The following is a 20734-nucleotide window of genomic DNA, read 5'->3' as shown; positions in this document are numbered from 1 at the left end:
GATCCACAGGGGCATTGCTGCCAATCCTCCCCCTTTATTAACTTTTTTGATCCTTCACTGGCAAAGCGCCTGTGGAAGTCGTTACTGTGCGTCCAAAGAAAAACTAGAAATATTTTTTAAAAGAATTCAGGGGAGCTCCACGATGCGTAAGGTTTTACTGCTGGCCCTGTTGGTCAGCCCTGTTGCCCTGGCTCAAAGCGTCAGTGTGGAAACCAACTCGTTGATGCGCCTGCCCAGCAGCACCAGCGTGTTGCAACTGGAGCGCTTGGATGTGGCGGATTACGGCACCTTGCTGATCCCTGCCACTATCAGCCAGGTTTCGGTGGATGAACTGCACCTGGGCCGCGATGCGCGCATCGCCATTGTGCCCGGCAACACCGCGCTGCAATTGCAGGTGCGCCATGCGCAGTTGGACCACGGCAGCCAGATCACCTCGCGCGGCGCGCCTGGCACCCATGAAAAACCGGCCAAGGCCGGGCGTGACCTGACCTTGCGCATCAATTCCCTGTCAGCAGAAGAACTTTCAGTCGACGCCCGTGGCGGCGCCGGTGCCCAAGGCTATGCCGGGCTGGACGGTGCCAATGGCGTGGACCCAGGTTGCACCTGGGGTTCGGCCGGTCGCGGTGCCAATGGTGACAACGGCGGTGATGGCTTGCCTGGCGCGTCCGGCGCGCAGGTGCGGGTCGAGTTGCCGCAGGACTTCCCGGCGCAGCAGATCAAGGTCTGGGTGGACGGTGGTCCCGGCGGTTTGGCCGGCACGGCGGGTAAGCCGGGCAAGGGTGGCCAGTCCAAAGGCTGCCTGGTGTATCGCGCTGATGGCGGCGAAAAGGGCCGCCCAGGGTTGGAAGGGCAGCCGGGGGCGGCTGGGCCTGCGGGTACTGTGACTATTCAGCGGCTCTAAAGAGCCGCAGTTGTGAGGCACAAGCTACAAGCCACAAGATAAAGGCTTGCAGCTTGTAGCTTGAAACTTGCTGCTGCATTCAAAGCATCGGTCGAGCCGAAGCAATCGCCACCACCACCAACCCCACGATCAAGTTAATTCCCACCAACCGGCGGATCTGCCCCAGCACCGCAGCCCCCGCCGGCCAATCCTCAGCCGCCACCGCCGTGCGCAATTCCGGGAATTTCAACGCCTGGATACGGATAAACAACGCCGTCATCACCAGATACAACCCCATCATCACCTGCACATAACGCGGTGCTGTCTCAAAGCCGTTGAAGCGCAACTGCAGCAGGCCTATGCCGCTGATCGGCAAAATCGCCACCGCGACCCACACCCACACGAAAAAACGTTGAAACACATTCGCCCACAACCTGAGGCGGGCAGGACCCTCAAGTGCCGCCACAGCGGCGGGGCGCAGGATCATCCAGGCGAAAAACATACCGCCGACCCATACCAGGGCGGCCAATACATGCAGGGTGTAAGCGAGGCTAAACGCGGTCATTGTGGTACTCCGTTCTGCGCGGGATTCATTAGCGGGGTATGATAGCCGCCGATCCGAACCACTGAAAATTTATCCAGCGTTTTTTGCGCCCGACTATCCATGATCAGCACTGAACTCAAAACCACGATCCAGGGCGCCTATTCGCGTTTTCTCGAAGCCAAGAGCTTGAAACCGCGCTATGGCCAACGCCTGATGATCGCCGAAGTGGCCAAGGTCCTCGGGGATATCGACACCGACGACGAAGGTCGCCGCGAGGGTGAGCCCGCGGTCGTGGCCGTCGAGGCCGGCACCGGTACCGGCAAGACCGTGGCCTACAGCCTGGCTGCGATCCCCACCGCCAAGGCCGCCGGCAAGCGCCTGGTGATCGCCACCGCCACCGTCGCCCTGCAAGAGCAGATCGTCTACAAAGACCTGCCCGACCTGATGCGCAACAGCGGCCTGAATTTTACCTTCGCCTTGGCCAAGGGCCGTGGGCGCTACATGTGCCTGTCCAAGCTTGACGTGCTATTGCAGGAAGGCCACGCGCAAACCGCTACGGCGTCGCTGTTTGAAGAAGAAGGCTTCAAGATCGAGGTGGATGAAGTCAGCCAGAAGCTGTTCACCAGCATGATCGAGAAACTCGCCGGTAATAAATGGGACGGCGACCGCGACAGTTGGCCCACTGCCCTGGAGGATGCCGACTGGGCACGCCTGACCACCGACCACAGCCAGTGCACCAACCGCCATTGCCCCAACTTCGGTCAGTGCGCTTTCTACAAGGCCCGCGAAGGCATGGGCAAGGTTGATGTGATCGTCACCAACCACGACATGGTCCTGGCCGACCTGGCCCTGGGCGGCGGCGCCGTGCTGCCCGACCCGCGTGACACCCTCTACGTTTTCGACGAAGGCCATCACCTTCCCGACAAGGCCATCGGCCATTTCGCCCACTACACGCGCCTGCGTTCCACTGCCGACTGGCTGGAAACCACCGCGAAGAACCTCACCAAGTTGCTCGCCCAGCACCCGCTGCCCGGCGACCTGGGCAAGCTGATCGAACAGGTGCCGGAGCTGGCGCGGGAGATCAAGACCCAGCAGCAATTCATGTTCAGCGCCTGCGAGCAGGTGGCGGATTTCAAACCCGGCGAAGACGTCGAAGGCCGTGAGCGGCCGCGCCATCGGTTCGTCGGCGGTTTGATTCCCGAGCACATGCGCGAAATGGGCATTGAGCTGAAGAAGGGTTTCTCACGCCTGACTGATCTGTTCACCCGCCTCACCGACCTGCTTAAAGAGGGCATGGACGGCGAGGTCAACATCGGCATCGCCAGCAACCAGGCCGAGGAGTGGTACCCGCTGTTCGGCAGCCTGTTGTCCCGTTCCCAGGGCAACTGGGAATTGTGGACAGCCTTCACCGTTGAAGACCCGGAAGACAACCCGCCCATGGCGCGCTGGCTGACCCTGTCGGAAAGCGGTGCGTTGTTCGACATCGAGGTCAATGCCAGCCCGATCCTGGCGGCCGAGATGCTGCGCCGCAACCTGTGGAACGTGGCCTATGGCTGCCTGGTCACCTCGGCCACGCTGACCGCCCTAGGCACCTTCGACCGCTTCCGCATGCGTGCCGGCCTGCCGAAAAAGGCTGTCACTGCGGTGGTGCCAAGCCCGTTCCATCACGCCGACGCCGGTGTGTTGCGAGTGCCGGACCTCAAGGCAGACCCGCGCGACGCGCCAGCGCACACCGCTGCGATCATCCGTGATCTGCCGGAGTTGGTAGAAGGTTCACGCGGAACGCTGGTGCTGTTCTCGTCGCGCAAACAGATGCAGGACGTGTTCGACGGCCTCGACCGTGACTGGCGCAAGCAGGTGTTTATCCAAGGCAACCTGTCCAAGCAGGAAACCCTGAACAAACACAAGGCGCGGGTGGATGGCGGGGATTCCAGCGTGCTGTTTGGCCTGGCGAGTTTCGCCGAAGGGGTGGATTTGCCAGGTGCCTACTGTGAGCACGTGGTGATCGCCAAGATCCCGTTCTCGGTGCCGGATGATCCGGTCGAGGCGGCGTTGGCCGAATGGATCGAAGCACGGGGCGGTAACCCGTTCATGGAAATCTCGGTGCCGGATGCTTCCTTGAAGCTGGTCCAGGCCTGCGGTCGCTTGCTGCGTACTGAAGAGGACCGAGGCACCATCACCTTGCTCGACCGCCGATTGGTCACCCAGCGCTATGGCAAGGCTATCCTTAATGCGTTGCCGCCGTTCAGGCGCGAAATTTCTTAAGCCACCGTGGGCGGATTCGCCCACTTCGTGGCCTATCTCACTGTATTTCATCAGGCCATTCATCGGCCGTCTGGGAGAACCTTGCTCGTATGATTCGCACGCTGCCCGCTCTTTTTGCCCTGCTGTTCGCCGCGCCCTTGCTGGCCGCGCCCGCCGGGCAACAGACTCTGTTCAATTTCGTCCGGCCTGCCGATGTGGTCAAGGTGGCGACCCAGGACGCCAGCCTGCCGCAGTACAACGCTGAACAGACACCTGAAGGCGAAGTGCTACGCCGCATCACCTTCAACCCGGCTGCCGAACCCAGCCTGGTGCTCAGCCCGCAGACGGGCGCCTGGGACTGGTCTCAGTCGGGGGCCATGAGCCTGCGCATCCAGAGTGCGATGGATTGGGCGCTGACGCTCTACGTGAAAGTGCAGAGCAGTGATGGCCGCACTCTGGTCAGTCGCATCGACCTGCCGGCGGGCCCGGCCCAGACCCTGCTGGTCCCGTTGCAGGCCAACTCGCCGCTGAGCCAGGGCATGAAGGCCGGCCCGCCGATGCCGATCACCGTAGACGGCCAGCGCGTATTGCTGGCCAGCAGCGCGGGCGAGATCGACCGTAGCCAGGTGGTCTCGGTGACGCTGTCTATGATCAAGCCCAACGCCGCCCAAAGCATCCTGCTGGAGCGCTTTGGCGTGCAGGACAGCGAGCCGGTCTTGAAGGCCGCCTACAGCGAATTGGTGGATACCTATGGTCAATCCACCCGTGCCCGCTGGCCGGAAAAAGTCAGCAGCGACGAACAACTCAAGGCCGCAGCAGCCAAGGAGCAACAGCAGCTCCAGGGCTGGCTGGCCACGCGAGAGAAATCGTCGCTGGATAAGTTCGGCGGCTGGAACAAAGGCCCGGCCTTCGACGCCAGCGGCTTTTTCCGCACCGAGAAGCGCGACGGGCGTTGGTACCTGGTGACGCCGGAGGGGCATCCGTTCTATTCGCTGGGCGTTAATACCGTGGCCCCGGACAACAACCAGACCTACGTGTCCGGCCGTGAATGGATGTTCGCAGCACTGCCCAAGGCTGGCGAACCGTTCGACAAGTATTACGGCAGCGGCGACAACCGCACCGGCAACGGTGCGGGGGAAGGCCGCAGCTTTGGCGCCGGGCGCTGGTACGATTTCTACGGCGCCAACCTGCAACGCACCTACGGCGGTGACGGGTTTGACCAGAAGCGCTGGACCACTCACACCCTCGATCGCCTGCAAGCCTGGGGTTTCAACACCGTGGGCAACTGGAGCGACGACGATCTCGCCCGTGCCGATCGCGTGCCCTACACCTTGCCGCTGTCGATCGTCGGCGACTACACCAGCATCAGCACCGGCACCGACTGGTGGGGCGGCATGCCCGACCCGTTCGACCCGCGTTTCGCCATGGCCACCGAGCGCGCCGTCGCTATCGCCGCTCGCGATCACCGTGATGACCCATGGTTGATCGGTTTCTTTGCCGACAACGAGTTGGCCTGGGCCGGCCCTGGTGATGATCCGAAATCCCGCTATGCCTTGGCCTACGGCACCTTGCGCATGACCACTGACGTTCCGGCCAAGCGCGCGTTCCTCAAGCAACTGCGCGACAAGTACCGCAACGAAGAAGGCCTGTCGAAAGCCTGGGGCATCGAATTGAAAGGCTGGGAGCTCATGGAAGACCCAGGCTTCGAACCACCGGTGCCCAACCCTGAGCACCCGGAAATCGAAGCGGACTTCAAATACTTCCAGAAGACCTTCGCCGATGCTTACTTCAAGACCATTTCCGACTCGCTGAAATGGCATGCGCCCAACCAACTGCTGCTGGGTGGTCGTTTCGCGGTGAGTACGCCGGAAGCCGTGGCGTCCTGCGCCCAGTATTGCGATGTGCTGAGCTTCAACATGTACACCCTCAAGCCGCAGGACGGTTATGACTTCGCTGCCCTGCGTGCGCTGGACAAGCCAGTGCTGATCACCGAATTCAACTTCGGCTCGGCTGACCGTGGGCCGTTCTGGGGGGGCGTGACACAGTTGGCCAGGGAAGAGGATCGCGGTGTGGCGTACGGCAACTTCCTCAAGCAGGCCATGGCTGAACCGTCGATTGTCGGCGTGCATTGGTTCCAATACCTGGATCAGCCGGCAACCGGGCGTCTGCTGGACGGCGAAAATGGCCACTTTGGCCTGGTGGGCATCACCGATGTGCCGTTCCAGGGTTTTGTCGACAGCGTGCGCAAAAGCAACCTGGCGGCGGTCGATCAACTGGGCAAGGAAGCGGAAAAGGCCAAGGCGGCGGGCGCTGTGCGTGAAAGCGAAGGCGGCAGGGCCGGGCACGAAGGCAAAGGCCCGGGGCAGGGCGCTGGGCATGCGGGCGGGCACTCAGGGAATGGTCATTGATTGAGGGCTGACGGGTTCACAAAACCCACCAGTACTGGAACAATGTCGGCCACTTTTTGCTGTGTTGTCCGAGGGTGTTCAGGTGCAGATCCAGGGTCATTACGAACTCCAGTTCGAAGCGGTACGGGAAGCCTTTGCCGCGTTGTTCGATGACCCGCAGGAGCGTGGTGCCGGGCTGTGTATCCAGATAGGCGGAGAAACCGTCGTCGACCTGTGGGCCGGCACCGCCGACAAGGACGGTGCCGAGGCCTGGCACAGTGACACCATCGTCAACCTGTTCTCCTGCACCAAGACCTTCACCGCCGTGACGGCGCTGCAATTGGTGGCCGAAGGCAAGTTGCAACTGGACGCACCGGTTGCCAACTATTGGCCGGAATTTGCTGCAGCGGGCAAAGAATCCATCACCCTGCGCCAGTTGCTTTGCCACCAGGCCGGGTTGCCGGCAATCCGCGAAATGCTGCCGACCGAGGCTTTGTACGACTGGCAACTGATGGTCGATACCCTGGCGGCCGAAGCCCCGTGGTGGACACCTGGCCAAGGTCATGGCTACGAGGCGATCACCTACGGCTGGCTGGTGGGTGAGTTGCTGCGTCGTGCCGATGGGCGTGGGCCGGGAGAATCCATCGTGGCGCGGGTTGCGCGGCCACTGGGGCTGGACTTCCATGTGGGCCTGGCGGATGCAGAGTTTTATCGCGTGGCACATATAGCGCGTAGCAAAGGCAATATGGGCGATGAAGCGGCACAACGTTTACTGCAAGTAATGATGCGTGAACCCACGGCCATGACGACCCGTGCATTTGCTAATCCACCGTCTATTCTGACCAGCACTAACAAACCTGAATGGCGCCGTATGCAGCAGCCGGCGGCAAATGGTCACGGTAATGCACGTAGCCTGGCGGGCTTTTATAGTGGCTTATTGGACGGTAGTTTGCTCGAAGCCGACATGCTTGAACAATTGACCCGCGAACACAGTATCGGGCCGGATAAAACATTATTGACACAAACCCGTTTTGGCCTGGGCTGCATGTTGGACCAACCGCAGCTGCCCAATGCCACCTTTGGCCTTGGCCCGCGTGCATTCGGGCATCCTGGGGCGGGCGGCTCGGTCGGGTTTGCCGACCCAGAGCATGATGTAGCGTTTGGTTTTGTGACTAATACATTGGGTCCCTATGTACTTATGGACCCGCGGGCACAGAAGTTGGTCGGAATATTGGCCGGTTGTCTGTAAACCCCTTGCTGTTTCACGTTTTTTTGTTACAAAGGCAACTATAAGAAGGCGCTGAACGAAACGATGTAACTTTAATGTTCTGTAAGCGTCTGTTTAACGGGTCATCCAGACCCCCGTTTCTTTTCTCATTTTGTGGATATCTCATGTTATCGAACAAGTCCTTGGCACTGGCGCTATGCCTCACTATTACCGGCTGCGCACAAACTCCACAAAATGATGCCGAAGGCGGGCATTGGTGGTCATTTGGATCTGATAAGGCCGCCACCAAGGATGCAGTGACCCAAACCGATGCCAAGCCGGACGCTAAACCGGACGCCAAGCCCGCTGCCGGCGCCAAGCCTGCCGCCCCGGTAGCCGCTGCTGCCGCTCCCGCTCCAGCTGCCAAGGCTGACACCGGTTCCAGCTGGTGGCCGTTCTCTTCCAAGAGCGCCGACGAAAAGGCCGCCGATGCCAAGGCCGACCTGAAAGCCGACCTCAAGGCCGCCGAGCCAGCCCCTGCCGCCGCCCCAGCTGTCGCCAAGAACGACACCGAAACCAAATGGTGGTGGCCGTTCGAAAGCAAACCCAAGCCGTTGGCCAAGGTCGACGTGACCAACGTGCCGATGCCGGATCCAAAAATCACCCAGGCCTGGCTGGACGACTATGAGCCGCGCCTGCGCGCCGCCATCAAGGACAGCAACCTGCAACTGGAACGTCGCGACAACGTGCTCGTCGTGATTGCCCCGGTAGACGGTTCCTACAACCCGAAACGCCCAGCCATGTTGCTGCCGGTCACCCTCGGTCCGTTCACCCGTGTTGCCAAGGCTGTAGAAGCCGATCCCAAGACCGCCGTGCTGGTACTGGGCCACGTCGACGCAACGGGCACTGCCCCAGCCAGCCAGGCGCTGACCAAGGAACGTGCACAATCCATCGCGTCGATCTTCAGCCTCAGCGGCCTGAAGCAGGATCGTCTGATGCTGCGTGGCATGGGCGACCTGATGCCACGTGCCGCCAACGACAGCAACCAGGGCCGTGCCCTGAACCGTCGTATGGAAATCATGTTCACTCAGCGCACCACCATGCTGGCGCTGTTGAGCAAATACCAGTCGGGCAAGACCCCGCCTGTCGCCGAGATGGTTGCAGTGCAGGACGTTCCAGCACCTGCCCCAGCGGCCAAGGCTGCAGCTAAAAAGGCGCCAGCCGCCAAGAAAGCCGCCGCCAAGCCAGCCGCCAAAAAAGCTCCGGCCAAGCCAGCTGCCAAAAAGCCAGCGCCGGCCAAAGCCAAGGCCGCTGCACCGGCCAACGACCAGGCGAAAAACTGATCCGCTGAGCCAGAAGGATAAAGCCGCATGACCCAGGCACTGGCCGATATGCGCCGTGACTACACACGGGATGGTTTGAGCGAGGCCCAGGCCCCGAGCGAGCCGTTTGCCTTGTTCCACCAGTGGTTTGCCGACGCGGTGAAAACCGAGCAGCCACCGGTGGAAGCTAATGCCATGACCTTGGCCACGGTCGACCAGGACGGTCGACCGCACTGCCGCATCCTGTTGCTCAAGGGCCTGGACGCGCAGGGCTTTACCTTCTTCACCAACTATCAGAGTGCCAAGGGCCAACAGCTCGCGGCGCGGCCGTTTGCGGCCATGACCTTCTTCTGGCCGACCCTGGAGCGCCAAGTGCGCATCGAGGGGCGGGTAGTCAAGGTCACGGCTGAAGAGTCGGACGCTTATTATCAGGTCCGCCCGCTGGGCAGCCGCCTGGGTGCCTGGGCGTCTCCGCAGAGCCAGGTCATTCGTGACCGCGAGGAACTGCACGACCTGCTCAAGGCCACCGAGCAGCGTTTCAGCGACACCCAGCCCGACTGCCCCGAGCATTGGGGTGGCTATCGCTTGCTGCCGGAGCGCATCGAGTTCTGGCAAGGTCGTGCCAGCCGCTTGCACGACCGCCTGAACTATCGCCTGCAAGGGGCCGATTGGACCCGCGAGCGCTTGGCGCCCTGAGCTGCACCTTTCGTCACTTCACCTGAATGTTGCCTATCACGCTGAAGTCTCTATACCAGAGGCTTCGGGCGTGTAGTGCTGTGTGGTGTTCCTGGCGACTGTCGCGACTACAATCAAAGTAATCCTTGAAGGGGGTACGCTACCGTTCGTCGATTTTTCTGGTGCGGTCAGTCTGTACTCAGGCTGAATGAAAGCAATTTTCTGCGGTGCTTGCCGTGACAGGCGGCAATCTGCAGCGTTTAATGACCACCTGTCCTTTGGAGTTGATGCTATGCGTAAGTCCGTTTTACTGGTTGCCTGCTTTACCACGCTGTCGTTGCTGCTGGGTGGCTGCGCCTCGAGTCTGACCGGCGACTCGTACTCCCGTGACGAAGCGCGTCGTGTACAGACCGTGCGCATGGGCACCATCGAATCCCTGCGTCCTGTGAAGATCGAAGGCACCAAGACCCCAATCGGCGGCGCTGCCGGCGCAGTCATCGGCGGTGTTGGCGGCAGCGCCATCGGCGGTGGCCGTGGCAGCATCGTGACCGCCGTGATCGGCGCTGTTGCTGGCGGCCTGTTGGGTTCGGCCACCGAAGAAGGGCTGACCCGCACCCAAGGTGTGGAAATCACCGTCCGCGAAGACGACGGCAGCATGCGCGCCTACGTGCAGGCTGTGCAGGAGAATGAAATCTTCCGCATTGGTGACCGCGTGCGCATCATGACCGTTGATGGCACCAGCCGCGTTACTCGCTAAGCGCGGGTTGTAGAAACACAAAACTCCAACCGGGTGACTGGTTGGGGTTTTTGGTTTTCTGGGCGGGCATTTTTAGGTGGCGGCCGGGCTAAATGCAAAAACGCAGGCAATAAAAAACCGCCTTAGTAGGGCGGTTTTTTATTGCATATCCAGCTAGCAGCTGGGGATGCGACTCAAAGATGCATTGACCTGCAGCCCGATATTACCCCTGGTCATACTGTCATGCAAGGTTGGGAGATAGACCACGAGCGCAGCAAAAACTTGCAATAGATCTCACAAGAGTACTGGATATTTGATCACTGTTCGTCACACCTTCATTTGGGATATCCGTTAGGCTCTTCCCTGTTCTACGTTTGTTGCTTTTAGGTGAGCCGGGCACGCGCGCGAATTCTTGGACTGACCGCCACGGGCTAGTAATCCGTGCCGGATTCACGCGGAAGGCCCATCAACCCGGCCGCCTCAAAGATGCATTGACCTGCATCCAAAGGCCACGTGTTCCGGTAAGTGTGCTGGAGGTAGGCCCAACGTAAGGGGGCCGAGTATGTCGAAGTTTGCACGACGTATGTGGAACTCGTAGTGAACTGTCTGCGTGCTTATCACGTATGGAAGTTCCTGCGAGACAGCTTCGATGACCTGTAAGGTCTGAGAAGTGGAGCCGCCTCGGTCAATCCGAGGCGGCTTTTTGGTTTTCGGTCTGTCAGTTCAACCCTGAAGCGTGGCCTTCTTACGACTCGCCATCGCCGTCACCGCATAACCAATACACGCCGCCAGAATCGATCCCGTCAAAATCCCCATCCGGTCCTCACCGGCAAACTCACTGGCACCCGGCACAAATGCCAGCGAACCGACAAACAGGCTCATGGTAAAGCCGATCCCACACAGGATCGCCACACCAAACACCTGCCCCCAGTTCGCACCGCTGGGCAGGGCGGCGAGGCCGGTCTTGATGGCCAGCCAAGTAAGGCCAAACACACCGACGGTCTTGCCGATCAGCAGGCCAGCGGCGATGCCCATGGGCACGTGGTGGGTGAAGCTTTCCAGGCTGACGCCGGTCAGGGATACGCCGGCGTTGGCGAAGGCAAACAGCGGCAAGATGCCGTAGGCCACCCATGGGTGCAGGGCGTGTTCCAGCGTGAGCAGCGGCGAGGGCTCGGCGTTCTTGGTACGCATGGGGATGCAGAAGGCCAATGTCACGCCGGCCAGCGTTGCATGCACGCCGCTCTTGAGCACGCAGACCCACAGGATCAGTCCGATGATCAGGTAAGGCCCAAGCTTGATGACGCCCAGGCGGTTCATCGCAATCAAGGCAACCAAGCACGCACCCGCGCCTGCAAGGGCAGCGCCGGACAGGTCGGCGGAGTAGAACACCGCGATCACAATGATCGCCCCCAGGTCGTCAATGATCGCCAGGGTCATCAGGAACAGCTTCAGCGACACCGGCACGCGCTTGCCGAGCAAGGCCAGCACGCCGAGGGCGAAGGCAATGTCGGTGGCCATGGGGATCGCCCAGCCGGAGAGTGCGGCGGGGTAATCCTTGTTGATCGCCCAGTAGATCAGCGCCGGCACGACCATGCCGCCGATAGCCGCCGCGCCGGGCAGCACCACTTGCGAGGGCTTGGACAGGTGGCCGTCGAGCAGTTCACGCTTGACCTCCAGGCCGATCAGCAGGAAGAACAGGGCCATCAGGCCGTCGTTGATCCACAGCAAGGCCGGCTTGGCGATTTTCAACGCGCCGACCTGTGCCACCACCGGTACGTCGAGAAACGCCTCGTACAGGTGCGAAAAAGGTGAATTGTTGATGATCAACGCCAAGGCGGCAGCCGCGATCAACAACAGACCGCTGGCGGCTTCCAGCTGGAAGAAACGGGTAAAAGTGCTACGCAGAGGCAAGGGATGCTCTCCAATCCAGATTCAATAGGTGGGTACCCTAACCCGTACCGTTAGTTGTTAAAACAAAAGTTATATTCTTATTTGTTATAAGAAGCTGTTTGGCATGACGTTGCGTCTAAGCCTAGCAATTGTGTGTCCGATTGAGTCGGTACTGTATCTGTGTGACACGTAGGAAACCCCCTAAAATCAGGGCTTACACCTTCAGAGAAACCCTCCATGAGCGACCACCGTCCCTGGGCCCGCGAAGCCATTCGCATTATTGAAGCCGACTTCCAGCGCAGTGCCGACACGCACCTGATCCCGTTGCCGCTGCCGGGGTTGCCGGGTATCGAGTTGTACTTCAAGGACGAGTCCAGCCACCCCACTGGCAGTCTCAAACACCGACTTGCCCGCTCACTGTTTCTCTACGCGCTGTGTAACGGTTGGCTCAAGCCGGGCGCACCGGTGATCGAGGCCTCCAGCGGTTCGACGGCAATTTCCGAAGCCTACTTCGCGCGTTTGCTCGGTTTGCCGTTTATTGCGGTGATGCCGGCCACCACCTCCCAGGAAAAGATCGCGCAGATTGCCTTCTACGGCGGCAAGAGCCACTTGGTACAGGATCCCACGCAGATCTACGCCGAATCCGAACGCCTGGCGCGTGAAAGTGGCGGTCACTTCATGGACCAGTTCACCTACGCCGAACGCGCCACTGACTGGCGGGCGAACAACAATATCGCCGAGTCGATCTTCCAGCAGATGCGCTTCGAGCAGCATCCGGAACCGAGCTGGTTGATCTCCAGCCCCGGCACTGGCGGCACCACCGCGACCCTTGGTCGTTATGTGCGTTATCGCCAGCACTGCACACGCGTGTTGTGCGCCGATGCCGAGCGTTCAGTGTTCTTTGATTTCTATCAGAGTGGCGACGCCAGCTTGCGCCTGGACTGTGGTTCACGCATCGAAGGCATTGGCCGGCCACGGGTCGAGGCGTCGTTTCTGCCCAAGGTGATCGATGCGATGGTCAAGGTGCCGGATGCACTGTCGCTGGCGGCCATGCATTACCTGGCTGAGCGGTTGGGGCGGCGGGTCGGTGGTTCCAGCGGGACTAACCTGGTCGGCGCTCTGGTGGCGGCGCAGCAAATGAAAGCGGCGGGGGAGTCGGGTTCGATTGTGGCGATCTTGTGTGATGGCGGGGAGCGGTATGCCACGACTTACTACGATCAGGCCTGGCTCGACGCCCAGGGCTATGAATTGGCTGGGTTGATTGCGGCCGTTGCGGCCAGTGTCGAGCGGGGCGAGCCGTTGCCGGACAGCATCCTGCGCGCCAATATCTAAGACGCAGCGGCAAGTTGTAAGCTCCAAGCTACAAGAAAAAGCAGGTGACCTATCCGCTTTTAACTTGCAGCTTGTGGCTTACAACTCGAGGCTTCAGCCCTGGCTGGCCAACATATCAAGCGCCAACGCCTCAGCAATCCGAATTCCATCCACGCCTGCCGACAGAATCCCACCGGCATAACCGGCGCCTTCCCCGGCCGGGAACAGGCCTTTCACGTTCAGGCTCTGCATCGATTCGTTACGGGTGATCCGCAGCGGCGACGAAGTGCGTGTCTCAATACCCGTCAACACCGCGTCGTGCAGCGAGTAACCCTTGATTTGCTTTTCGAACGCCGGCAAGGCTTCACGGATCGCTTCGATGGCGAAGTCCGGCAAGGCCAGCGCCAAATCGCCCAGGGACACACCTGGTTTGTAGGACGGTTCCACACTGCCGATCGCCGTCGACGGCTTGCCGGCGATGAAGTCCCCCACCAGTTGTGCTGGCGCCTCGTAGTTGCTGCCGCCGAGGACGTAGGCGTGGGATTCCAGGCGTTCCTGCAGCTCGATACCCGCCAGCGGGCTACCCGGATAATCCACCTCAGGCGTGATGCCGACCACGATGCCGGAGTTGGCATTGCGCTCATTACGCGAGTATTGGCTCATGCCGTTGGTGACCACACGGCCCGGCTCGGAAGTCGCTGCGACCACGGTGCCGCCTGGGCACATGCAGAAGCTGTAGACCGAACGGCCGTTCTTGGCGTGGTGCACCAGCTTGTAGTCGGCCGCGCCGAGTTTCGGGTGGCCGGCGTATTTGCCCAGTCGCGCGGCGTCGATCAAGGATTGCGGGTGTTCGATACGGAAACCCACCGAGAACGGCTTGGCTTCCATGTACACACCACGGCCATGGAGCATGCGGAACGTGTCGCGGGCGCTGTGGCCCAGCGCCAGGATCACGTGCTTGGACAGGATCTGTTCGCCGCCATCGACGACGACGCCGTTCAACTGGCCGTCTTCGATCAGCACGTCGGTCACGCGCTGTTCGAAGCGCACTTCACCGCCGAGGGCGATGATCTGCTCGCGCATGTTCTCTACCACGCCGGTCAGGCGGAACGTACCGATGTGCGGCTTGCTGACGTAGAGGATCTCTTCCGGCGCACCGGCCTTTACGAACTCATGCAGGACTTTGCGGCCGTGGAACTTCGGGTCCTTGATCTGGCTGTACAGCTTGCCGTCGGAAAAAGTCCCGGCGCCCCCTTCACCGAACTGCACGTTGGACTCTGGGTTCAGCACGCTTTTGCGCCACAGGCCCCAGGTGTCCTTGGTGCGCTGGCGCACTTCCTTACCGCGCTCAAGGATGATCGGCTTGAAGCCCATCTGCGCCAACAACAAGCCGGCGAAGATGCCGCACGGGCCGAAACCGACCACGATTGGACGCTCCGTGAGGCCTTCCGGCGCCTGGCCCACGACTTTGTAGCTGACATCCGGCGCCGGGTTGACGTTGCGGTCATCGGCGAACTTGAGCAGCAGGGCGGCTTCACCCTTCACGTTCAAGTCGATGGTGTAGATGAAGCACAGCTCCGAGGATTTCTTGCGGGCGTCGTAGCTACGCTTGAACAGGGTGAAATCGAGCAAGTCATCACTGGCGATGCCCAGGCGCTGCACGATGGCGGGCCGCAGGTCTTCTTCGGGATGGTCGATGGGCAGCTTGAGTTCGGTGATTCGTAACATGACAGGATCCGGTAGGCGGCGGGCTCGGAGGCCGGCTGTTTTGCAAACCGGCGATTATAAGCCCCAATGGCGGTTTCCCGTCATGTTAAAACAGCACGGCGTGGCGTCAGTCGTCGCGCGAGCCGCCGAACGACGCACAACCGCGCTGCACCTGGCCGTTGACGCGCAGTTCGGCGCTCATGTGTTGCAGGCTGCCGCTGACCGGGTCGACGCAACGCTGCGGGGCCACCCACAATTCCACGTGTTGATTATTGGCCTCGGTCATCAGGTTGAATCGGCCGTCACCGATTTGTTCTTCCACATAAGGCACCGCCAGTGGCGGCTGGCCTTCGCGTTCCAGCACCAGGCCCTTGGCGGTGACGTTCATCACCCAGGTCGGTTTGTGGCCGTTGGCGCGCAGAATCATGCGTTTGAAGTCGGGGTCGTTGCAGGCCGAGGTCGAGCGTTCGACGCGGTAGAGTTGTTGCAGGTCGACGCTGCCCTGGGTGCCGCTGGCGACCCCGGAGAATTTGCCGCGCAGGTCGGCAAACAACGCGCCTTGCTCGCCGGCCAGAGAAGCCGCTTCCTGCAGGATGCTGGTGCCGCCGGTGTCGTTGACCACATAGTTGCGTTTGTCGCCACACGGCTGGAACAGCAGTTTGCCGCCGACTGCCGTGAGTTCGCCCTGCATGCGGGTCAGCCCGGCAATAGAGGGCTTGGCCGGATCGTTATCGAACATCTGGCAGGCGCCAAACAGGGGAAACAAGGCAAGTAGAGCAAGGGTATGGGCGGCACGCATCATCGAGTCTCCAGACAAGTGCCGCCACGTTACGCAGGCCTGCGTCGCACCACAACCCCGCCCGCGAGGTTCAGGCAATTCTGACAGGCAGCCTGATCACCCCACGATAAAGGTCTGACCGGTTTGCAGGCCTTCCACGCTTTTTGCGTAGGCCAACGCCACGTCGGCACCCGACGCCGGTTTGTAGCCACGGAAATACGGCGCGTAGCTGTCCATGGCTTCCAGCAAGACCGTCGGACTCACTGCGTTGACGCGCAGCCCGCGCGGCAACTCGATCGCTGCGGCTTTGACGAAGGCATCGAGTGCGCCGTTGACCAGTGCCGCCGAGGCGCCGGTGCGGATCGGATCGCGGTTCAGAATGCCGCTGGTGAAGGTGAACGAGGCGCCATCATTGGCGTACTCGCGGCCGATCAACAGCAGGTTGACCTGGCCCATCAGCTTGTCACGCAAGCCCAGTTCGAAATCGCTTTCGCTCATCTCACCCAGCGCTACAAAGTTCACGCTGCCTGCCGCACAGACCAGGGCATCGAACTTGCCGGTCTGTTCGAACAGCTTGCGGATCGACGCGCTGTCGCTGATATCCACTTGGAAGTCACCGCTGTTGCGGCCGATGCTGATCACGTCGTGACGCTGAGCCAGTTCCGCCTTGACTGCCGAGCCGACAGTGCCGCTGGCGCCAATCAATAGGATTTTCATCGTGCTGTTCCTCCAGGGGGTAAGTGAGGATTCAGTCTAGTGTGGCTTTTTGGGCGGATAAACGCGCTAATAGGCAACCTTTGGTTTTCAAATGGAAACAATCCATGAGCGAGATGGATGACCTGGCCGCGTTTGCGGTGCTGATCGAAGCCGGCAGTTTTACCGTGGCCGCCGAGCAACTGGGCTGCAGCAAAGGGCAGTTGTCCAAGCGGATCAGCCAGTTGGAAGCGCGGTTTTCCGTGGTCTTGCTGCACCGCACCACGCGCAAACTCAGCCTGACAGCCGCCGGCGCAGCGTTGCTGCCCCAGGCCCAGGCATTGGTGGTGCAGGTAGATCGGGCCCGGCAGGCATTGGCGCGGCTCAAGGACGACCTGGCCGGGCCGGTGCGCATGACGGTGCCGGTCTCGTTGGGCGAGACCTTCTTCGACGGGTTGTTGCTGGAATTTTCCAAGCAGTACCCGCAAGTGCAGATCGAGCTGGAGCTCAACAATAGTTACCGTGACCTGGCGCGGGATGGGTTTGATTTGGGGGTACGCTCAGGCGCGATTGAAAACGAGCGCCTGGTGGCCAAGCCACTGCTGGCCTGGCATGAAATGACCTGCGCCAGTCCGGCGTACCTCGAGCAGCATGGTGAGCCACAGACCCCGGCCGACCTGGCAACCCACACCTGCCTGCTCAACAGCCATTACAGCGGGCGGGAAGAGTGGCTGTACCACCAGCAGCACGAATTGCTGCGGGTGCGGGTCAGCGGCACCTTTGCGTCCAACCACTACAACCTGTTGAAAAAAGCCGCGCTGGTGGGCGCCGGTATCGCACGGCTGCCGTCCTATGTGCTTCCAGCAGAATTGGCTGACGGCCGCTTGCGTTGGCTCCTGCGCGATTATCAGACGCGGAGCCTGCCGATGTACCTGGTGCATCCTTATCAAGGCGGCTTGCCGCGTCGCACCCAGGTGTTGGCCGACTATCTGGTGGACTGGTTCAAGCGCAGTGGCGAGGCGCTGGATCGGCTTTAAGCGTAGCGACGAGCGATCAGGTGATCGATGGACAGACGCCCCGGCCCTTTGGCCACCAGCAGCAACAGCAGCGCAATCCAGGTGCCATGGGTTGGGTAGGCGTCCGGGTAGACGAACAGCTGGATCACCAGGGTCATGCCGATCAGGGCCAAGGCCGAGAAGCGCGTGGCGAAGCCCATCAGGATCAACACCGGGAAAAAATGCTCGGCAAATGCAGCCATAGGCGCTGCGATTTCCGGCGATAACAGCGGCACGTGGTATTCGCTGCGAAACAGCGGCAATGTCGAAGCCGCCAGTTTCGGTGCGCCTAGTTGGAAGGTGCCGCTGATCAAATCAATCGCGAAGCCTTCGACTTTGGTTTGCCCGGATTTCCAGAACACGGCTGCAATGGAGAAGCGTGCGAGAAAGGCGATCAGGCTGTAGGGAATCTGTTCGAAAAGCGCGATGACCCGATTGATCAGGCACGATGGACGAGTATTCATGGCGATACCTTTTGTTCTGGTTGCAAATGGGTGATGGCGTTGTGGCTGATCAGCAGCGTCAGACATTGGTGCAGATCGAACTCGGCTGCAGTTTCAAGCGCCTGCTCCACGGCTTTTTCCAAGGGCGTGCCATGGGCCAGGCTGTCGATAAACGCGACTGAGCCGTGGTCGATAGCAAAGACTTGAACCTCCAGGCCCTGACGTATGACTAGTGCACCCTGGGCGTGCCAGGGATTCAAAGTGGCCAGGCCACCTTCGGTCTGGTGCGCGGCCCACACGGCCACCACTGCATAGGCTGAATTCAAAGTGGCTAGGGAGGGATGCAGTTGCAGGCGCAGTTTCCCCAAGTCTGCCTGGCCTTGCAGTGCCAGGAGAACCGTCTGCTGGTCCAGCGGCTGGGTATCCGCGGCGTGATAGGCACGCACACGCAAGCGTTCCAGGCGCGCGACATCCGCCAGGTAGGGCACGCTGGCGGCAGGCTCGAAATCCTGGATAAACGCCGCGAACGCACTGCCGTACTCGCTGATCAACGGGCTGGTGGGTGGGCAAGCCTGTACAAACAGGCCGGCCATCGCTCGGAAGAACTCTTCGCCTACCAGCTGCAATGTCACGGGATATGCCGTCGCCAACGCGTTGATCAATGAGCTGTGCACATTGTTGCGATACACCACGAAGCGGCTGGCGGGATCGGCGCCATTGGTGCTGAACAGGCCATCGGGGCAGGCCAGGTCCGGCGCCAATAATGCCTCGGCGAAATTGTCGTGCAGGCTCATGCTTTCACCTTCGACAGATGCCATTCGGCCTGCTGGGCCTCGGCCAGTAATACGCCGAACGCCGGCACCTGGTTATCCCGCTCGATCAAGGTTGCCACCGAGCCGACGTGTTTAAGTACCTTTTCGTACAGCTGCCACACGGCGTTGTCGATAAGTGCGCCGTGATCATCGATCAGCAAGCGATCGCCGAGGCTGTCAGTGTCTTCGGCAAAACCGGCCAGATGAATCTCGCCCACCGCGTGCAATGGCAACGCGTCGAGGTAGGCAAGTGGATCGCGCCGATGGTTGATGCACGACACATAGACGTTGTTTACATCCAGCAGCAAACCACAGCCGGTGCGGCGGATGACTTCGCTGATGAAGTCGGTCTCGTCCAGGGTTGAGCGTTGGAACTGCAGATAAGTCGACGGGTTTTCCAGCAGCATCGCGCGCTTGAGGGTGCTCTGCACCTGATCAACGTGTTCGCACACCCGTTGCAGGGTCGCGCTGTCGTAAGCCAGGGGCAGCAGGTCATTGAGGAACACCGGGCCATGGCTTGACCAGGCCAGGTGTTCGGAAAAAGAGTGGGGTTGATAGCGTTCAATCAGCGCGGCCAACCGTGCCAGGTGCTCACGGTCCAGCGGGCCTTCGCCGCCGATGGACAGGCCCACGCCGTGCAAGGACAGCGGGTACTGCTCGCGGATCAACCCCAGGTAATGATGAAACGGGCCGCCGGCCACCATGTAGTTTTCGGCGTGCACTTCAAAAAAACCGATGTCGGGCGAGGTCTCCAGCACTTCCATGAAATGCTCGTGCTTGAGCCCCAGCCCGGCCCGGCGGGGAAGGCCGGGCGCCTGAGCCTGGGAGACGGCTTGCAGGGATGAAAGGGTCATCATCAGTACTCAGGTTTTACGAGGTTTCAGGACTTGGCGGTGAAGGCTGCTTCCTGGCCGAAACCGGTTGGCGAGGTGGAGCTTGGGGTCTTGAGGCAGGTGCCAGCGGGGACCAGTTTCCAGGCGTTGGCCTGGTCTTTGACTTTCGAGGTACCGGCGCAGGAAGTGCCTGCACCCGCGGCGCAATCGTTCTTGCCGGCTTCAGCGACGCCGAAGCATTTCTGCATGTCGTCGGCAGCGTGGGCGGTGGTGGTCAGGGCGGACAGGCTCAGGGCGGAACCGAGGGCCAGAACGAGGGTGGCGGCGGACAGTTTGGTCGTCATGGTGTATCTCCAGCAGTGGGTTGAGGTGGCAGGCTTACATGCCTGCTTACACCTCTAGAGACGGTACGGAGAAAATCGTTACAAGCGTGTAGGGAAAATCTTTTATTTTTCCCAAAAAAATGAGGAGCTGGTTTCCCAGCTCCTCTGATGGCTTTCATCAAGAGCCTTTTATCAGCCGCCCAGATACGCCTCGCGCACCTTCGGATCGGTCAGCAACTGCTCGCCCGTCCCCTGCATCACTACCCGGCCGTTTTCCAGCACATAGGCACGGTCAGCGATTTTCAGCGCCTGGTTGGCGTTCTGCTCCACCAGGAACACCGTCACACCGTCCTTGCGCAGCTGTTCGATGATGTCGAAGATCTGCTGGATGATGATCGGTGCCAGGCCCAGTGAAGGTTCGTCCAACAGCAACAGCTTGGGTTTGCTCATCAGCGCCCGACCGATGGCGAGCATCTGCTGCTCGCCGCCGGACATGGTGCCGCCGCGCTGGCTGAAGCGTTCCTTGAGCCGAGGAAACAGGTGCAGCACCTTGTCCATCTGCTCCTGGTAGTCGCCCTTGTCGGTGAAGAACCCGCCCATGGCCAGGTTCTCTTCCACGGTCAGGCGCGAGAACACACGACGCCCTTCCGGCACCACCGCAATGCTCTTGCGCATGATCTGCGAGGATTGCTGACCCACCAGTTCTTCACCCATGTAACGGATGCTGCCGCTGTGGGCCTGGGGCGAACCGCACAGGGTCATCAACAGGGTCGATTTGCCGGCACCGTTGGCACCGATCAGCGTGACGATCTCACCCTGGCGCACTTCCACGTTGACGCTGTGCAGGGCCTGGATCTTGCCGTAGAAAGTGGAAACGTTTTCGAATTGCAGCAT

Annotated in this window: 19 protein-coding genes; 9 read left to right on the top strand and 10 right to left on the bottom strand. The window is 60.9% G+C overall.

All coding sequences use genetic code 11. The features are described from left to right. Positions 1–142: 142 nt before the first annotated feature. Positions 143–901 (top strand): collagen-like triple helix repeat-containing protein, encoded by a 759-nt coding sequence (locus H096_RS29290; RefSeq protein ID WP_033902753.1) that lies wholly within the window; start codon positions 143–145, stop codon positions 899–901. A gap of 79 nt (positions 902–980) precedes the next feature. On the opposite strand, the gene H096_RS29285 is transcribed toward H096_RS29290, so the two are convergent. Beyond that, positions 981–1445 carry a CopD family protein gene (locus H096_RS29285; RefSeq protein ID WP_010212384.1) on the bottom strand — a complete coding sequence of 155 codons (465 nt, stop codon included), beginning with the start codon at positions 1443–1445 and terminating at the stop codon, positions 981–983. A gap of 99 nt (positions 1446–1544) precedes the next feature. Here H096_RS29285 and dinG point away from each other — a divergent pair, with 99 nt between their 5' ends. The 6 genes from dinG to H096_RS29255 all read left to right on the top strand — a co-directional run bounded on the left by dinG (position 1545) and on the right by H096_RS29255 (position 10016). Continuing rightward, positions 1545–3689: an ATP-dependent DNA helicase DinG gene (dinG, locus tag H096_RS29280; protein ID WP_033902752.1), complete on the top strand. Its 2145-nt coding sequence runs from the start codon at positions 1545–1547 to the stop codon at positions 3687–3689. A gap of 89 nt (positions 3690–3778) precedes the next feature. Further along, a complete protein-coding gene (locus H096_RS29275; protein WP_033902751.1) occupies positions 3779–6076 on the top strand; it encodes a beta-galactosidase in 2298 nt (765 codons plus the stop codon). Between the two features lie 82 nt (positions 6077–6158). Then, positions 6159–7304, top strand: coding sequence for an EstA family serine hydrolase (locus tag H096_RS29270; protein WP_033902842.1), 1146 nt, complete (start codon positions 6159–6161; stop codon positions 7302–7304). Positions 7305–7447: 143 nt separating this feature from the next. Further along, positions 7448–8605 carry an OmpA family protein gene (locus tag H096_RS29265; RefSeq protein WP_033902750.1) on the top strand — a complete coding sequence of 386 codons (1158 nt, stop codon included), beginning with the start codon at positions 7448–7450 and terminating at the stop codon, positions 8603–8605. A 27-nt stretch (positions 8606–8632) separates the two neighbouring features. Further along, positions 8633–9280 (top strand): pyridoxamine 5'-phosphate oxidase, encoded by a 648-nt coding sequence (pdxH, locus tag H096_RS29260; protein ID WP_033902749.1) that lies wholly within the window; start codon positions 8633–8635, stop codon positions 9278–9280. 271 nt (positions 9281–9551) lie between these two features. Beyond that, positions 9552–10016, top strand: coding sequence for a glycine zipper 2TM domain-containing protein (locus tag H096_RS29255; RefSeq protein WP_003189251.1), 465 nt, complete (start codon positions 9552–9554; stop codon positions 10014–10016). A gap of 702 nt (positions 10017–10718) precedes the next feature. On the opposite strand, the gene nhaA is transcribed toward H096_RS29255, so the two are convergent. After that, positions 10719–11906, bottom strand: coding sequence for a Na+/H+ antiporter NhaA (nhaA, locus tag H096_RS29250; protein WP_033902748.1), 1188 nt, complete (start codon positions 11904–11906; stop codon positions 10719–10721). Between the two features lie 216 nt (positions 11907–12122). Between nhaA and H096_RS29245 the strand changes: the two genes are divergently transcribed. After that, positions 12123–13217 (top strand): PLP-dependent cysteine synthase family protein, encoded by a 1095-nt coding sequence (locus H096_RS29245; protein ID WP_033902747.1) that lies wholly within the window; start codon positions 12123–12125, stop codon positions 13215–13217. Positions 13218–13310: 93 nt separating this feature from the next. Here H096_RS29245 and H096_RS29240 read toward each other — a convergent pair whose 3' ends face one another. The 3 genes from H096_RS29240 to H096_RS29230 form a co-directional block, all read right to left on the bottom strand. Then, positions 13311–14924: an NAD(P)/FAD-dependent oxidoreductase gene (locus H096_RS29240; protein WP_033902746.1), complete on the bottom strand. Its 1614-nt coding sequence runs from the start codon at positions 14922–14924 to the stop codon at positions 13311–13313. A 106-nt stretch (positions 14925–15030) separates the two neighbouring features. Beyond that, positions 15031–15702 (bottom strand): membrane protein, encoded by a 672-nt coding sequence (locus H096_RS29235; RefSeq protein WP_033902841.1) that lies wholly within the window; start codon positions 15700–15702, stop codon positions 15031–15033. A 96-nt stretch (positions 15703–15798) separates the two neighbouring features. Beyond that, entirely contained in the window at positions 15799–16398 is a 600-nt protein-coding gene (locus tag H096_RS29230; RefSeq protein ID WP_033902745.1) for a short chain dehydrogenase, read from the bottom strand. Between the two features lie 104 nt (positions 16399–16502). Here H096_RS29230 and H096_RS29225 point away from each other — a divergent pair, with 104 nt between their 5' ends. Beyond that, on the top strand, positions 16503–17411 hold the full coding sequence (locus H096_RS29225; protein WP_033902744.1) for a LysR family transcriptional regulator: 909 nt from the start codon (positions 16503–16505) through the stop codon (positions 17409–17411). Here H096_RS29225 and H096_RS29220 read toward each other — a convergent pair. From H096_RS29220 to H096_RS29200, 5 genes are all read right to left on the bottom strand, one after another. After that, the gene (locus H096_RS29220; protein WP_033902743.1) at positions 17408–17893 is read right to left on the bottom strand and encodes a DoxX family protein; all 486 of its coding nucleotides are present in this window, start codon (positions 17891–17893) and stop codon (positions 17408–17410) included. The two genes, H096_RS29225 and H096_RS29220, sit on opposite strands and share 4 nt — an antisense overlap. Then, positions 17890–18666, bottom strand: coding sequence for a DNA-binding domain-containing protein (locus H096_RS29215; protein ID WP_033902742.1), 777 nt, complete (start codon positions 18664–18666; stop codon positions 17890–17892). The genes H096_RS29220 and H096_RS29215 overlap by 4 nt, the downstream gene beginning before the upstream one ends. Further along, complete coding sequence (locus tag H096_RS29210; protein WP_033902741.1) at positions 18663–19541, bottom strand: DUF692 domain-containing protein; 879 nt, start codon at positions 19539–19541, stop codon at positions 18663–18665. Before H096_RS29210 ends, H096_RS29215 begins: the two co-directional genes overlap by 4 nt. A gap of 23 nt (positions 19542–19564) precedes the next feature. Continuing rightward, positions 19565–19861, bottom strand: coding sequence for a DUF2282 domain-containing protein (locus tag H096_RS29205; RefSeq protein ID WP_033902740.1), 297 nt, complete (start codon positions 19859–19861; stop codon positions 19565–19567). A gap of 171 nt (positions 19862–20032) precedes the next feature. Then, positions 20033–20734: an ABC transporter ATP-binding protein gene (locus H096_RS29200; protein WP_010212366.1), complete on the bottom strand. Its 702-nt coding sequence runs from the start codon at positions 20732–20734 to the stop codon at positions 20033–20035.

This window comes from Pseudomonas sp. FH1, from assembly GCF_000510895.2.
Classification (GTDB): Bacteria; Pseudomonadota; Gammaproteobacteria; order Pseudomonadales; family Pseudomonadaceae; genus Aquipseudomonas; species Aquipseudomonas azotoformans_A.
This window is presented reverse-complemented; position numbering and strand designations above follow the sequence as displayed.

What these genes read in the sequence shown, in the direction of transcription:
- H096_RS29215 (WP_033902742.1), bottom strand. Translation starts at nt 18,666, where the DNA reads ATGAGCCTGCACGACAATTTCGCCGAGGCATTATTGGCGCCGGACCTG.
- H096_RS29220 (WP_033902743.1), bottom strand. Translation starts at nt 17,893, where the DNA reads ATGAATACTCGTCCATCGTGCCTGATCAATCGGGTCATCGCGCTTTTC.
- H096_RS29230 (WP_033902745.1), bottom strand. Translation starts at nt 16,398, where the DNA reads ATGAAAATCCTATTGATTGGCGCCAGCGGCACTGTCGGCTCGGCAGTC.
- H096_RS29285 (WP_010212384.1), bottom strand. Translation starts at nt 1,445, where the DNA reads ATGACCGCGTTTAGCCTCGCTTACACCCTGCATGTATTGGCCGCCCTG.
- H096_RS29245 (WP_033902747.1), top strand. Translation starts at nt 12,123, where the DNA reads ATGAGCGACCACCGTCCCTGGGCCCGCGAAGCCATTCGCATTATTGAA.
- pdxH (WP_033902749.1), top strand. Translation starts at nt 8,633, where the DNA reads ATGACCCAGGCACTGGCCGATATGCGCCGTGACTACACACGGGATGGT.
- H096_RS29275 (WP_033902751.1), top strand. Translation starts at nt 3,779, where the DNA reads ATGATTCGCACGCTGCCCGCTCTTTTTGCCCTGCTGTTCGCCGCGCCC.
- dinG (WP_033902752.1), top strand. Translation starts at nt 1,545, where the DNA reads ATGATCAGCACTGAACTCAAAACCACGATCCAGGGCGCCTATTCGCGT.
- H096_RS29210 (WP_033902741.1), bottom strand. Translation starts at nt 19,541, where the DNA reads ATGATGACCCTTTCATCCCTGCAAGCCGTCTCCCAGGCTCAGGCGCCC.
- H096_RS29225 (WP_033902744.1), top strand. Translation starts at nt 16,503, where the DNA reads ATGAGCGAGATGGATGACCTGGCCGCGTTTGCGGTGCTGATCGAAGCC.
- H096_RS29240 (WP_033902746.1), bottom strand. Translation starts at nt 14,924, where the DNA reads ATGTTACGAATCACCGAACTCAAGCTGCCCATCGACCATCCCGAAGAA.
- H096_RS29205 (WP_033902740.1), bottom strand. Translation starts at nt 19,861, where the DNA reads ATGACGACCAAACTGTCCGCCGCCACCCTCGTTCTGGCCCTCGGTTCC.
- H096_RS29290 (WP_033902753.1), top strand. Translation starts at nt 143, where the DNA reads ATGCGTAAGGTTTTACTGCTGGCCCTGTTGGTCAGCCCTGTTGCCCTG.
- H096_RS29255 (WP_003189251.1), top strand. Translation starts at nt 9,552, where the DNA reads ATGCGTAAGTCCGTTTTACTGGTTGCCTGCTTTACCACGCTGTCGTTG.
- H096_RS29200 (WP_010212366.1), bottom strand. Translation starts at nt 20,734, where the DNA reads ATGCTGCAATTCGAAAACGTTTCCACTTTCTACGGCAAGATCCAGGCC.
- H096_RS29265 (WP_033902750.1), top strand. Translation starts at nt 7,448, where the DNA reads ATGTTATCGAACAAGTCCTTGGCACTGGCGCTATGCCTCACTATTACC.
- H096_RS29235 (WP_033902841.1), bottom strand. Translation starts at nt 15,702, where the DNA reads ATGCGTGCCGCCCATACCCTTGCTCTACTTGCCTTGTTTCCCCTGTTT.